The sequence below is a fragment of the Pradoshia sp. Z5_111 genome (genome assembly GCF_058267535.1).
In genome coordinates this window covers 77,872-92,878 of sequence record NZ_JBZCPQ010000005.1, presented here as the reverse complement: position 1 = coordinate 92,878, position 15,007 = coordinate 77,872, and the positions used below count along the sequence as shown (strand labels likewise).

General features: G+C 40.0%; 13 protein-coding genes. All 13 read right to left on the bottom strand.

Annotation, left to right across the window (positions count from 1 at the left end):
- Window positions 1-45: 45 nt before the first annotated feature.
- The gene (locus AC4D4A_RS11910) at window positions 46-1,017 is read right to left on the bottom strand and encodes an aromatic acid exporter family protein (RefSeq protein ID WP_490996104.1); all 972 of its coding nucleotides are present in this window, start codon (window positions 1,015-1,017) and stop codon (window positions 46-48) included.
- Window positions 1,018-1,101: 84 nt separating this feature from the next.
- Window positions 1,102-1,824, bottom strand: a complete 723-nt coding sequence (locus AC4D4A_RS11905) for an amino acid ABC transporter ATP-binding protein (RefSeq protein ID WP_490996103.1) — start codon at window positions 1,822-1,824, stop codon at window positions 1,102-1,104.
- Window positions 1,824-2,477 (bottom strand): amino acid ABC transporter permease, encoded by a 654-nt coding sequence (locus tag AC4D4A_RS11900; RefSeq protein ID WP_148630084.1) that lies wholly within the window; start codon window positions 2,475-2,477, stop codon window positions 1,824-1,826. Before AC4D4A_RS11900 ends, AC4D4A_RS11905 begins: the two co-directional genes overlap by 1 nt.
- A gap of 66 nt (window positions 2,478-2,543) precedes the next feature.
- Window positions 2,544-3,329, bottom strand: a complete 786-nt coding sequence (locus AC4D4A_RS11895) for a transporter substrate-binding domain-containing protein (protein WP_490996102.1) — start codon at window positions 3,327-3,329, stop codon at window positions 2,544-2,546.
- Between the two features lie 342 nt (window positions 3,330-3,671).
- On the bottom strand, window positions 3,672-4,109 hold the full coding sequence (locus AC4D4A_RS11890; protein WP_490996101.1) for a BrxA/BrxB family bacilliredoxin: 438 nt from the start codon (window positions 4,107-4,109) through the stop codon (window positions 3,672-3,674).
- A 191-nt stretch (window positions 4,110-4,300) separates the two neighbouring features.
- Complete coding sequence (gene meaB / locus AC4D4A_RS11885) at window positions 4,301-5,344, bottom strand: methylmalonyl Co-A mutase-associated GTPase MeaB (protein ID WP_490996100.1); 1,044 nt, start codon at window positions 5,342-5,344, stop codon at window positions 4,301-4,303.
- Window positions 5,331-7,511 (bottom strand): methylmalonyl-CoA mutase, encoded by a 2,181-nt coding sequence (gene scpA, locus AC4D4A_RS11880; RefSeq protein ID WP_490996099.1) that lies wholly within the window; start codon window positions 7,509-7,511, stop codon window positions 5,331-5,333. Before scpA ends, meaB begins: the two co-directional genes overlap by 14 nt.
- The gene (locus tag AC4D4A_RS11875; protein ID WP_490996098.1) at window positions 7,508-9,409 is read right to left on the bottom strand and encodes a methylmalonyl-CoA mutase family protein; all 1,902 of its coding nucleotides are present in this window, start codon (window positions 9,407-9,409) and stop codon (window positions 7,508-7,510) included. Before AC4D4A_RS11875 ends, scpA begins: the two co-directional genes overlap by 4 nt.
- A 64-nt stretch (window positions 9,410-9,473) precedes the next feature.
- Window positions 9,474-9,932 (bottom strand): tRNA (N6-threonylcarbamoyladenosine(37)-N6)-methyltransferase TrmO, encoded by a 459-nt coding sequence (gene tsaA / locus AC4D4A_RS11870; protein ID WP_490996097.1) that lies wholly within the window; start codon window positions 9,930-9,932, stop codon window positions 9,474-9,476.
- Window positions 9,933-10,158: 226 nt separating this feature from the next.
- Entirely contained in the window at window positions 10,159-11,442 is a 1,284-nt protein-coding gene (locus AC4D4A_RS11865; RefSeq protein WP_490996096.1) for a dihydrolipoamide acetyltransferase family protein, read from the bottom strand.
- 28 nt (window positions 11,443-11,470) lie between these two features.
- Window positions 11,471-12,454 (bottom strand): alpha-ketoacid dehydrogenase subunit beta, encoded by a 984-nt coding sequence (locus AC4D4A_RS11860; protein ID WP_490996095.1) that lies wholly within the window; start codon window positions 12,452-12,454, stop codon window positions 11,471-11,473.
- Window positions 12,455-12,457: 3 nt separating this feature from the next.
- The gene (locus tag AC4D4A_RS11855) at window positions 12,458-13,462 is read right to left on the bottom strand and encodes a thiamine pyrophosphate-dependent dehydrogenase E1 component subunit alpha (RefSeq protein WP_490996094.1); all 1,005 of its coding nucleotides are present in this window, start codon (window positions 13,460-13,462) and stop codon (window positions 12,458-12,460) included.
- Between the two features lie 34 nt (window positions 13,463-13,496).
- Window positions 13,497-14,918 carry a dihydrolipoyl dehydrogenase gene (gene lpdA / locus AC4D4A_RS11850; protein WP_490996093.1) on the bottom strand — a complete coding sequence of 474 codons (1,422 nt, stop codon included), beginning with the start codon at window positions 14,916-14,918 and terminating at the stop codon, window positions 13,497-13,499.
- Between the last annotated feature and the right edge of the window lie 89 nt (window positions 14,919-15,007).

Below are 15,007 nucleotides of genomic sequence, written 5' to 3'. Positions count from 1 at the left end.
CCCATCCTTTTATATTTTAGGATGGGCTCTGAACCTTGTTTTCATTCATTTCTTTTCTTTAGAATTTGGCAATGGTTTCACTGTACTTTTGATTATTAGGTAGTCTTTCAATTCTTTAATAAGTTGGAATAGTGCAGCCCGCTTCTCAAAGTCATCGAATGATGTTGGAATTTCTTTCTTTTTAACTTCCTTCACTAACTCCTCAAGCATTTCCATGTATTCATTAGCTGTGTTATGATGATGAACATTATCGCTTAAAAATCCAATGTATTCACCAAGTTCATGACTAACCTCGTCCCCAGACAAATCCATTTTAGCAGCTAAAGGCAGTATTCTCTTTAAAATACTTAATTGTTTTTCACGGAGTTTAAAATAGTGATAATACGAGGCATCATCGACTCTTTTATGATTTTCTTCCTCCAGAGCTGCATAGTAAACCGCTTTACGAATTAAATTTTCTGCATCGATAATCTCTTTACCGCTCCAGGCACTGTTCCCTGTCACCAAATAATTACTTAATTCCTTCAAAATAATACTATAGAGCTTTTCAATATCCATTCGGTATTTTTTTAGCTCCCGCTCCATGTTCGGCATATAAAAGTTAACCAGAAAAGCAACTGTAATCCCAATGACAACTAGTAAAAATTCATTAAGTAAACTTGACAATGTAATCGAATTAGAAGCGTATAAGTGCAAAATAATGACACTGCTTGTCACAATACCGCCTGAAATGTTTAATGCAACAGTTGTCGGGATAAAAAACAATAGCATTAATCCAATTACAGGGGGTGTATATCCGAGAAGTTCAAAAAATGCAAAGGAATAAACCATAGCCAATGAACAGGCAAAGAAACGCTCACCGGCAGCCCTGAACGATCGTTTTTTTGTTCTTTGAATACACAATATAGTAATGATTCCGGCAGAAGCAAAACTATGAAGACCAATAATTTGTGCTATGTATATAGCAATTGGAGTCCCTATAGCCGTTTTAACGGTGCGATACCCGATTTTAAACATAGTTTATGTAGTCCCTCTCATGCGATTTAATACAAAAAAGATGCTCTGAAATCAGACCATCTTTTTATTAATAGCATAAACTTTTTAGAGTACCTTTTGCAAGAAGTCTTTAGCACGTTCTGATTTAGGGCTCGAGAAGAACTCTGCCGGAGGGGCATCCTCTACAATCACTCCTCCATCTAAAAATAAAACTCGATCGGCTACTTCCTTGGCAAATCCCATTTCATGTGTCACAATCGCCATTGTCATCCCTGAAGTTGCCAATGATTTCATAACTTCTAGCACTTCTTTGACCATCTCAGGATCAAGCGCTGAAGTGGGTTCATCAAACAGCATGATTTCAGGTTTCATGGCTAAGGCTCGCGCTATGGCTACCCTTTGTTTTTGACCGCCGGAGAGGCGTTCAGGATACACATTTGCTTTATCTTCCATTCCCACTTTCGCCAATAGTTCCATTGCTTCCTTTTTAGCTTGCTCTTTCTTGACTTTGCGGACCTTCATTGGTGCGTACATAATATTTTCCAAAACCGTCTTATGAGGAAACAGATAAAAGTGCTGGAATACCATACCTACATTCTGACGCATCGCCAACACATCTGTTTTTGGTGCAGTAATCTCCTCACCCTTTATCCAAATCTGTCCGCCAGTTGGTTTTTCCATTAGGTTCATACAACGAAGAAATGTTGATTTACCGGAACCAGATGGTCCAATTACAGCAATCACTTCTCCTTCTTTTATCTCTGTGGAAATCCCCTTTAGAACTTCCAGCTTTCCATAGCTTTTATATAGCTCTTGTACTTTTATCATCAGTGCTGCAACCTCTTTTCAAGCATTTTTCCGATAAGCGTTAAAATCATAACCAATACGTAATAGATTAAACCTGCAAACAGAAGCGGCTCTAAATATTGGAAGGTTTGTCCCCCAACTTGGTATGCGCGTCTCATGATATCCATTACTCCAATAGTTGTGACGATTGCAGATTCCTTTGTAAGCGTAATGAATTCATTCATTAAGGCAGGTAAAATATTTTTATATGCCTGCGGAAGAATGATATTGGCCATCATGCTGCTGTATGGAACACCAAGTGCCATTGCTGCTTCCCTTTGACCCTTATCTACCGCAAGAACCCCCCCACGAATAATTTCAGAAATATATGCAGCCGAGTTTAAAGAAAACGCTAGAACTGCTGCCCAATACCCTTCAATTTGAAAACCAAATAATTGCGGTGAAGCAAAATAAATAATCATTAATTGAAGAACTAATGGAGTACCCCTAAATATAGATGTATAAAAATCTGATAACCAAATGAGCGGCTTAATTGTAGTGATTTTGCATAGAGCTATAATGGTTCCAAGCAAGAAACCAAACAATGCAGCCAATGCTGCTATTTGCAATGTCGTATATACACCTTCCAGTATATAGGGCATGGAAGGGATAATATCTGTAAAATCAAGATTCATGTACTTTCTCCTATCACTGTTAATAAAAAGAAAATTTCAGAAAGGGGTTCTCCCTTTCTGAAATTATTATTCAGCGTCTCCGCCAAACCATTTTAGAACTAACTCTTCAAGTTCACCATTTTCTTTCATCTTTTTCAACTCTTCATTAAATTGATCGCGCAACTCACTGCCTTTTTTGAAAGCAATGGCAGATCCAACTTCTTCTGCATCTCCTTCAAGAAGGAATCCTGTTAAATCTTCATTCTTATCAAGATACCCTTGTGCCACTAAATCTTCAATAATAGCCGCATCAAAACGTTCAGATTTTATTTCCTGTACCAATTCAGGAATTTTGTCACGGTTTTCAACTGTCATTTTTGTTGTTTTAGCTAATTCCTGAGCTTTTTCTTCTTGAATAGAACCCATTTGTACCCCGACAGTTTTATTTTCCAGATCTTTAACTGATTGGATTTTGTTATCTTTTGAAGTGACAATCATATGGTTCGCTGTGTAATAAATATCAGAGAAATCCACATTCTTTTCACGCTCCTCAGTTGGAGTCATCCCTGCCATAACAAAATCAGCTTGTCCATTTTTCACAGCCGTTACTAAACCGCCAAAATCCATATCGACAACTTCTACTTTATAACCAAGTTTCCCAGCAATCGCTTTTGCCAAATCTACATCAAATCCGATAATTTCATCACTTTTCGCTGTATCAATGTATTCGAATGGTTTATAATCAGCCGATGTAGCCATTTTTAAAACTTTTTCATCTTCAGAACCATTTCCTGACTCGTCAGAACTTCCGCAAGCCGTTAATACCGAAACTGCTAATACTGCTGTCAATAAACTAAGCAACCATTTTTTCATTGTCCTTTACCCCCACTATAATGTGTTTTTCATGATGATAGTTTTCATTTCCTTACACAATTAAACTATCAAACTATATTTTAAGATTTAATAAATATTATATATATGCAACAAAATGTATTTTAACACATAAAATCCGTTTTGCAAAATATTTAATTATTATGTATATATAATTAATTTTTCTTGAGTTTTCACGCGTTAAACTAAAAAAGAAGTATCAAAAAATGATACTTCTCCCATAACATTATAATAAAATTATATACAGAATTTTATTATATTTAGACATTTTCATTCTTATCTTTTTTGAGCTTATTTTCCTCTTTTCACCTGAGGTAAGATCGATTAGACTTCTTCACAATATTCATCAAACATTTTTAACAGATTTTCAATTACTTCTACAGGTTCATGCCCTTCAATCTCATGACGCTCAATCATTTTAATGATTTTTCCATCTTTTAAAAGAGCGAATGATGGAGAGGAAGGCGGATAGCCCGTAAAGTATTCTCTTGCTCTGGCAGTAGCTTCTTTATCCTGACCGGCAAAAACCGTTACCAATTGATCCGGTCTTTTATCATAATTCACTGCATGATAAGCAGCAGGACGAGCAATACCACCTGCACATCCACAAACAGAGTTAACCATAACAAGCGTTGTTCCCTTTTTGCTTAGAGCCTCATCAACTTCTTCTACAGTTGTTAATTCTTTATAACCTGCATTCTGTATTTCCTGACGAGCCTGGCGAACCACGTCATTCATAAATAAATTAAAATTCATGCTCACTTAAACATCTTCCTTTCTAACGTAGCTACCCTTATAGTATCAGAGCTGCAACTTTTTATAAAATATTCCAGATGATAGGTTTAGTTTACATACACAGGGGAATAGTATCTTTAATTAAGATGACCCCCTATACTCCTAAACTTTTGGATAGCCATAAGGCTATCCATCTTTTTTATGTACTACTCTACATTTTACTTATCCTTCGAAAAAAAATACAGATGAAATAATTCAGCAGCTGCTTTTGAAACTATTTTCTCGCCATCTCTGACACTTGCTTCGATAATCGGTAATAGTTTCTTAACAGCTTTATCGGTATAAAAATGATCAATGATTTGCTGTTCTACTTCACTCTCAAACCATTTTGTGACCTGCCGTTTTCGCCTATTCGAAAATTCACCTGACCCCTTTGTAAAAATGGAAAATTCTTTAATGGCCTCCCAAATTTCATTCAGTCCCTTTTTATGCAAGGCCGAACAGGCAAACGTTTTGACCGTCCAATCCTTTGTAGCCGGTATATGATCATGAAGGATGTGACGGTATTCCTCTTTCGCTCGCAATGCTAATTTTTCATTTTCCCCATCAGCTTTATTAACAGCTATTCCATCGACAAGCTCAAGGATGCCCTTTTTCATTCCTTGCAGTTCGTCTCCTGCACCCGTAAGAGTCAGCAGCAGAAAAAAATCTACCATATCCCTGACATCAGCTTCACTTTGTCCCACTCCAACCGTTTCTACTAAGATCACTGAATATCCGGCAGCCTCACAAATCATCATGCTTTCTCTTGTTTTACGGTGCACACCGCCTAATTTGCCTCCCGATGGGGTCGGTCGGATAAAGGCATTTGGGTGTTTCGAAAGTTCTTCCATCCTAGTTTTATCCCCAAGAATACTACCTCCGCTGATGGAAGAGCTGGGGTCAATGGCAAGTACGGCCACTTTATACCCAAGCTCACATAAAAATAGTCCCATATTCTCAATAAATGTACTTTTTCCTGCCCCTGGAACCCCGCTAATGCCAATACGAATTGAATTCCCTGTAAAGGGGAGGATAGATTGCAAAATCTCTTCAGCCTGCGGTCGATAAACGTCCCCTTTGCTTTCAACGAACGTAATCGCTTTTGATAATGCTTGTAATTGTCCGGCTTTTAAGTTCCGGACAATCTCATCTGTATCAACGGGCTTCGTATGGACTCTCTTATACTTCTTTCTTGCGTATTGCTGATTATGGTCTGTCATGACTGGACACTTCCTCATACCCGAGCCTTTTATAAATTTCATTTACTATTTTGATAGCCGCTTCCGGTATGACGGTTCCAGGACCAAATATAGCTGAAGCTCCATGCTCGTATAAATAGTCATAGTCCTGCTCCGGTATGACACCTCCTGCAATAATGACGATATCCTCCCGGCCAAGTTTTTTTAGTTCACTGGCCAACTGAGGCAACAATGTTTTATGCCCTCCGGCTAAAGAACTCATCCCTATGACGTGCACATCATTTTCAACTGCCTGTTTAGCAGATTCCTCCGGTGTTTGAAATAAAGGACCCATATCGACATCAAAGCCAAGATCGGCATAAGCTGAGGCAACTATTTTGGCCCCTCGGTCATGGCCGTCCTGACCCATTTTGGCAATTAATATTCGGGGACGGCGACCCTCATTTAGCAAAAATTCCTCTGTTAATTCTCTAACTTCATTGATTTTATCCAACTCCCGATAATGGGAACCATAGACTCCGCTGATTGTTCGGATAACAGCACGGTGGCGACCCGATACCGCTTCTACCGCATCCGAGATTTCACCAAGAGTTGCTCTCGCAATGGCTGCCTCAACAGCCAATTCCAACAAATTACCTTCCCCTGACTGTGCAGCTTCAGTCAAAGCATTCAGTGTTTTTGTAACTTGTTCCTGATTACGCGTATCCTTAATCGTTTCGAGTCGTTTAATCTGCTGTTCGCGGACCTTTGAATTATCAATTTCAAGGATATCAAATTCTTCTTTTTCTTCTGTCCTGTATTGATTGATTCCTATCATGATTTCTTCACCTGAGTCAATTTTTGCTTGACGGCGGGCAGCAGCTTCCTCAATCCTCATCTTTGGAATACCGGATTCAATTGCTTTCGCCATGCCACCAAGCTGTTCGATCTCCTCCAAATGTGCCCATGCTTTCTCAATTAAACGATTCGTTAAGGACTCGACATAATAGGAACCACCCCATGGATCAATAACATTTGTAATTCCGGTTTCCTCCTGCAAGAATAACTGCGTATTCCTGGCAATACTGGCTGAAAACTCTGTCGGCAGCGCAATCGCTTCATCAAAGGCATTTGTATGTAAGGATTGAGTATGCCCGAGTGCTGCTGCATGTGCCTCTATTAACGTTCTGGCGATATTATTGAAGGGATCTTGTTCAGCAAGGCTCCAACCGGATGTTTGCGAATGTGTTCTAAGTGCAAGCGATTTTTCATTTTTCGGATTAAATTGCTTCATAAGTTTTGACCATAAAAAGCGAGCCGCTCTTAGCTTAGCAACTTCCATAAAATAGTTCATACCGATACCCCAAAAAAACGATAAACGTGGGGCAAACGTATCAATAGGTATGCCTGCTTTCAATCCTGTTCTCACATACTCAATTCCATCAGCCAGTGTATAGGCAAGCTCCAAATCTGCAGGTGCTCCTGCCTCCTGCATATGATAGCCAGAGATTGATATACTATTAAATTTCGGCATATGAGCGGAGGTATACTCAAAGATATCGGCAATAATTTTCATAGACATAGCTGGTGGATAAATATACGTATTACGTACCATATATTCTTTTAAAATATCATTCTGTATCGTTCCGGTAAGCCGTGATGAATCTACGCCCTGTTCTTTTGCTGTAGCAATATAAAATGCCATTATCGGCAATACGGCACCATTCATTGTCATCGAAACAGACATTTTCTCTAGTGGTATACCGGAAAATAGTATTTTCATGTCTTCTATCGAATCAATCGCAACTCCCGCTTTCCCAACATCCCCAACCACACGCGGGTGATCAGAATCATAGCCTCGATGAGTCGCTAAATCAAATGCAACCGATAGCCCTTTTTGTCCCATCTCCAAATTCCGTCTGTAAAAAGCATTTGATTCTTCAGCAGTAGAAAAGCCTGCATATTGGCGAACTGTCCACGGGCGGTTTACATACATCGCTGCATATGGCCCCCGTGTAAAGGGAGCAATCCCCGGAAAGGACGGTACATGCTCCACCAGTTCTATATCATCCCGATTATATAGAGGCTTTAACGGTATTTGCTCATTTGTTTCAAAGTCAGGAATATCCGAACGTATATCTGCTGAATCTGAAACGAAATCCTCATGGACAGACTGCCAATCTATTTGTGAAAAATCCGGTTTTTTCATGCCTGTACCCCCTGCCTTGATGACAATATGGTTAATAGTTCAATCATATTTGTATGTCGGTCAATTTTCTTCCAATTAAATTCCTTGATAGCCAAATCAAAATTCCCCACTGCATAAATATGCATATTGCTGTCTACTTTTAAATTGGATAATGGCGTATTCAGGTGATTTTCATCACCGCATATCAGGATATAGCTCCCCTGGCAACCTCTTATTATCTCTTCCAGCATTTCTTGATGTACTATTCCGGTTCGCTCTGTATAACTCAGACCCCCAGCCGCCAATACTTCTTTTGAAAGATCAATATATGGCTTAGATTGAGAGACGCTACCCAGTCCAATCACTATGATTCTTTGCTGTTGCTCCATCTCACTGCCCCAGGTCAAATTCATCGATCGAATAGCTTCAAATTCTGATGCTAAACGGATTGGTTTAAGCGGGAATATTTCTTTTTCTCCCTTTTGAAGGCTTTGCGTTTCTATTAAATTCTGCGTGAGATCCGGTCGTTCTTCTTTTGGATTTGCATACACATTTATACCAACCATTTTTTCCTTCCTAATGGCTACCGCTGATAATCTGTTTTTAGCTAGCTCTGCTAACTCCCCTTGTATTTGCCCATTCTTTAACTCTGAAAGAATACCGCCTTTTTTCTCCAGTTTATTAAACTGATCCCATGCCTGCTGACACAGTTCATCTGTTAAGGCCTCCAAATAGTAGGAACCTCCGCCTGGATCAGCTGTTTTCATTAACATACTCTCTTCCCTAAGAATATGAGGAATATTTCTTGCCAGGCGTTTTCCAAGAGAACTCTTTTCTTTTTGCAATTGATCGAATGGGATGACCGTGAGATACTGACAGTTCCCAATTACAGCTGCCAATGCTTCATTTGTTGTACGAAGGAGATTTACATAATGATCAAACCCGGTTTTATTTCTTAATGAGGTCTGTGCATGGATGTCCATTTTAAAGATGTTTTCCTGACCATATGCCTTACCAACCGTAAACCAAAGCTTTCGCGCGGCACGAAGTTTGGCAATTTGCATAAAAAAGGAGGAATCAATCGAGAATGAAAAAATCATTTTTTCTGATGTTTCTTGTGCTGATAAGCCTGCCTGCATGCCTTTAAATATATAATGTGCACCAAGTGATAGCGAATACGCAATCTCTTTGACGGCATCAGCACCTGATTCATGATAAGGCTTACTATTGACCAAAATAGTTTTAATGGCTGGGGATGATAGATTCCAGTTCTTTATATCGTGAAACCAATTAGATAAGGCATTGGTTTCTTTAGTAGGGATAGATCCACTTTCAGCCCATTCAGTGATTAGGTCTCGTACCACTGCTCCTTGTTGATCAGAAACGCCGTTAACCTCAGCTAATTTTTCCATAATGATTTCCTGCCGGTTACCAGAACCAGCCTGTAGAAATAAAGGATGATCCTCAATCGGCAAATTATTCAATAGATTGATGAGTTCTTCCATGTCCATTTTGTTTACATCAAAGGAAATCGTATTTTGCCCATTCTCCAATGCCTCGAGTATAGTTCCCTTGATATCGCTTCCTGACGCCACTTGGCACATTTTTAGCGGGTGATGATGATAGCCATTTTCATAGATTCCTCTTGTATAAGGAGGTTTGCCGGGTACTTCGTCTTTTTCTGAATCCAAATTGTAAAGCGGTTTCAAAATAATTTTTTCAAACGTTTGAGTGTGTAATGTGTCCAGTTCTTTTCCCTTTAAAGATTTTAGAACTGCTTTTTCCCACTCTTCCACTGTCGCTTGTTGAAACCTATCATTCTTTGCATCCTTTATATTCATAGCTTGCTTTCTACTAAAAGAAAGCTCCCTCCCCTCGCCAATTAACGAAATAGTATGTAAATTAATCTTACCATGCAAATGGCCCTTATCTCCAATAAAAGGAAATACAATCTGAATCGTCTCAAGTCCTTACTTGATCATTTCACCAATACTTCTCCATTAAAGTATTTGACCAGTTGGGTTGAAGAACTCTTCCTTTTGGCAAAAACTCTTTCATTACAGGCTTAATATCTATGATAGGGGTACCATCCAGAGCATCCAGCCCCTTAACAGTAAGTACTCTCTGTTTAACTCCCATCAATTCAACGATGGTGATTCCAAGCTTATTCGGTCGATTCTTCCCCCTTTGTGCAAAGATGCCTACCTCGGGAAATTCTTCGTTATTTCGGGGATGTCTGACCTCATACTGAATGTTCTTATCATCCACTTTGTCAAAATAAAAAATAATTTCTAAATGAGAAAACTCGTGTATACCTTTTAAAGCCGATTGATTTATATTCTCGGCTAGTTCAATTGACGATACAATAGCACCCCAATCATCATCCACCATTTCTTTCCTGCCATTCTTTACAAATGCTATTGGTTCTATCAGATAGTCCATATCTACATCCCCTTTATCAGACGTTTATCAATATCTATCATTTCTTCAACTCCCAGAAAAATTCCTTTAAGATAAAAGAAAAAGATCGATGAATTCACAAGTATAAAGTTTGTCCATTCTTCAAAGGAACTTCATAGTTTCCATCTAATCTAGTAATTTATTTCTTGGGAAATGATTCAAGCAAATATAAAGAAGACACACATACTGTGTGCCCTTATGTTTTCTATTAATATAGCGGTGTATTTTCGCTCGTGATATTTTCCAGGATATCTTTCACTCGAGCCAAGAATTTCCCGCATACCAATCCATCTAATACACGGTGATCTAGCGATAGGCATAAATTAACCCGATCGCGGATAGCAATCATATTGCCGTGCATGACAACTGGTTTCTTAACAATGGACTCCACCTGCAAGATTGCTGCCTGTGGATGATTTATAATTCCCATCGATTGGATGGATCCAAATGAACCAGTATTATTCACCGTAAAGGTACCGCCCTGCATATCCTCAGACTTTAATTTACCGGAACGGACCTTTTCAGCCAATTCATTAATTTCACGTGCAATACCTTTAATTGTTTTTTCATCTGCATATTTAATGACAGGAACATACAACGCTTCATCTGTCGACACAGCAATCGAGATATTAATATCTTTTTTCCTGACGATTTTATCTCCAGCCCACATTGAATTCATTTCTGGAAACTCTTTTAATGCTTGAGCAACCGCTTTAACAAAAAAGGCAAAATAAGTTAGATTATAGCCTTCCTTTTGCCTGAATTCCTTCTTAAGTGAATCACGGTATTGAACGAGATTGGTTACATCCGCTTCCACCATTGTCCATGCATGCGGAATCTCATGTTTAGAACGCACCATATTTTGCGCAATAGCTTTCCTTATACCAGTTACAGGTATTTCTCGATCTCCACTTTCTATCTTCCTATCACTGTCTGATGATTTTTGCTTTAGACCCAAATCAGGCTCAGATATCTGAGTATCCGCTTCCGGTTCAGCCTTCCCAGTGATAACTTGCTCCTTAGCAGCAGTGCCGCCCTCCACAGCTTTCAAAATGTCTTTACGGGTAATTCGGCCGCCAGCTCCGCTTCCAACCACATTTTCGAGGTTAATCCCATGTTCCTGTGATAATTTTAATACGGCCGGAGAATAACGCCCTTTATTGGATTGGTCGGTCTGAATTAGCGATTCACTTTTTTCCTCAGAACGATTCTTTTCTTCCTTTGGTGCCTCTTCAGAACTACCAGACTCTCCTGCTAGTTGGATACTGCACATGACTTCTCCAACAGGAAGTGTCTCTCCCTCTGCTGCAATCAGATCTTTAATTACTCCAGTGAAGGAAGATGGAACTTCGGCATTTACTTTATCCGTCATTACTTCAGCTATTGGGTCATATTTATTCACTCGGTCACCGGGCTTTACAAGCCAGCTCGAGATCGTCCCTTCCGTTACACTCTCTCCAAGCTGTGGCATTTTCATCTGTTCTATTGGCATTCGCTATTTATCTCCTTCCGCAATCAGTTTAAAATTCTGCTAATTCTCTCATGGCTTTTTCCACTTTTTCCGGGTTAACCATAAAATATTTTTCCATAGTTGGAGCATATGGCATCGCTGGAAGATCCGGACCTGCTAAACGTTTAATTGGTGCATCCAGCTCAAACAAGCAGTTCTCGGCAATGATCGCCGCCACCTCGCTTATAATGCTGCCTTCCTTCGTATCTTCCGTTATCAACAGCACTTTACCAGTTTTGGAGGAAGCCTCGATAATCGCTTCCTTATCGAGTGGATAGACGGTCCTTAAATCTAAAACATGCACTGAGATTCCATCCTGAGCTAATTTTTCAGCAGCCTGAAGCGCAAAGTGAACACAAAGTCCGTACGTGATAACCGTAATGTCATCACCTTCTCTTTTTACATCCGCTTTGCCTATCGGCAATACATAATCATCATTGGAGACTTCCCCTTTGATCAGACGGTAAGCACGTTTATGCTCAAAGAAAAGTACAGGGTCTTCGTCACGTATTGCTGCTTTTAAAAGCCCTTTTGCGTCGTATGGTGTGGATGGCATGACAATTTTTAATCCAGGCTGGTTGGCAAAAATGGCCTCTACTGATTGTGAATGATATAAGGCACCGTGTACCCCACCACCGTAAGGAGCACGGATGACCATTGGACAATGCCAATCATTATTGGACCGATAGCGGATTTTGGCAGCCTCAGAAATGATTTGGTTTACTGCCGGCATAATAAAATCCGCAAATTGCATTTCTGCAATCGGTCGCATTCCATACATTGCAGCTCCGATTCCTACTCCCGCAATAGCTGATTCAGCCAGAGGTGTGTCAATTACTCGTTCTTCACCAAATTGCTCGTACAGTCCGTTTGTAGCCTTAAACACTCCTCCTTTTCTGCCAACATCTTCACCAAGGATAAAAACTTTTTCATCTCGTTCCATTTCTTCTTTCATCGCCATGGTTATGGCATCGATATATGAAATGACAGGCATGGTTTACTCTCCTTCCGTCTCAGCATATACAAACTTCAAAGCATCTTCTGCTTTTGCATACGGAGCATTTTCAGCGTAATCTGTTGCTTCATTTACGATTTTCATGATTCTTTTATTGATTTCTGTTTCTTTCTCTTCATCCAAAAGGTCAATTACCTTCAAATACGTCCCAAATGTGAGAATCGGATCCTCTGTTTTTGCCTTTTCCACTTCATCTCGGGCACGGTAGCTTCGATCATCATCATCACTTGAGTGCGGAGTAAGCCGGTAGGATACAGTTTCAATTAAAGAAGGGCCTTCCCCGCGCCGGGCACGGTCAGCAGCCTCTTTAACAGCTTTATACACTTCGAGCGGATCATTGCCATCTACTGTGACACCAGGCATCCCATATCCGATAGCTCGGTCTGACACTTTTTCACAGGCTAATTGTTTTTCAATTGGTACCGAAATCGCGTATTTATTATTTTCAACCATAAAAATAACAGGGAGTTTATGTACACCGGCAAAATTGGCTCCTTCATGAAAATCTCCCTGATTTGATGAACCTTCACCAAAAGTTACAAATGTAACCAAATCTTTCTTTTCCATTTTTCCAGCCAATGCGATTCCGACCGCATGGGGAACTTGAGTGGTAACTGGCGATGATCCGGTTACAATTCGATTTTTCTTCTGACCAAAATGACCTGGCATCTGCCTGCCGCCGGAGTTGGGATCTTCCTGCTTGGCAAATCCTGAGAGCATTAGCTCAGTTGGTGTCATACCAAATGTTAGTACTACCCCCATATCACGATAGTACGGCAGTACATAATCCTTTTCCCTATCAAGGGCAAAAGCTGCTCCAACCTGAGCTGCCTCCTGACCCTGACACGAGATTACAAATGGAATTTTCCCAGAGCGATTTAACAACCACATTCTTTCATCTATACGCCTTGCCATCAGCATGGTTTCATACATTTCCAATACCATTTCGTCCGTTAACCCTAAGTCTTCATGCCTGTTTTTTGTCATTTAGTAAACCTCCTCAAAGCCTTGCTCAAAATTTTTACGAATGAATTGCTTTTCCATCAACAGCCAAAGCAGCTTCTCCAATCACTTCAGACAATGAAGGATGCGGATGAATCGTATGAGCAACCTCCCAGGCTGAAGCATTTAACACAAGAGCCAATCCTGCCTCAGATATCATATCTGTTACATGCGGGCCAATCATATGTACACCTAATAAATCATCCGTTTCTTCATCAGAGATCATTTTCACAAAACCGTCCGACTCTCCGAAGACCAATGCCTTACCAATTGCTTTGAACGGGAATTTTCCAATCTTAACCTTATGACCGCGCTGAATAGCTTCATCTTCTGTTATTCCTACACTTGCTGCCTCAGGACTACTGTATATGCATCTGGAAATAAAATCGTATTGGATAGGATGAGGGCTTTGGTTCGCCATATGCTCCACTGCAGTGATTCCTTCATGACTTGCTACATGAGCCAGTTGCATGCCTCCAATCACATCACCAATGGCATAGATATGTGATTCCTTTGTTTGATAAAACTCATTAACAGCTATTACACCATTTTCAATTTGTATGTCTGTGTTTTGGAGACCTATCCCTTCAACATTTGCCTGGCGACCAACCGATACAAGAATTTTTTCAGCCTTATAGTCCTTTTTTTCACCGTTTAGTTCTGCGGATATGGATACGCCCTGTCCTGTTTGCAGCGTTTCTGGCATTACTTTTGCTTTAGTAACAATCTTAATACCCTTTTTCTTTAAGATTCTTTGCATCTCTTTCGAAATATCTCGGTCTTCTGTTGGTATTAGACGATCTGCGTATTCCAGTATAGTTACCTCCACTCCAAAATCAGCCATCATGGATGCCCATTCTACTCCAATAACTCCTCCTCCGATAACAAGCAAGGAAGATGGTAGTTCGGATAGCTGTAAAGCTTCATCTGATGTCATTACAGATTCACCGTCAATTTTTAAACCTGGCAAGGATTTTGGTCTTGAACCTGTTGCAATAATGACATTTTTCGGTATTAACATTTCATTTTCCGTTCCATTATTCATCTCAACAGAAATGGTCCCTGGCATAGGCGAAAATATGGATGGTCCGAGAATGCGGCCATATCCTTCATATAAATCGATTTTTCCTTGTTTGATTAGATGGTGCACACCTTTGTGGAGCTGTTCAACGATTCTTTCTTTTCTTTCCTGTGCCTTAAGAAAATTTAGACGAGGTTCGGCTACTTCCACACCAAACTCTCCTGCATGTTTGATAGTTTGGTAGACCTCAGCACTGCGTAAAAATGCTTTTGACGGTATGCATCCTGCATGGAGACAGGTTCCGCCTAGCTTGCCCTTTTCAACAATAGCTGTTTTCAAACCTAGCTGGGAGCCTCTTATGGCTGCTACATAGCCGCCGGTGCCACCACCCAAAATGACCAAATCATAATCAGTTGCCATTTAAAATCCACATCCTAACATCTATATTCAGTACTTTATATTTAAGAGAAACACACTTTCGATAACTTCATTCGTATTCTATACTGGTC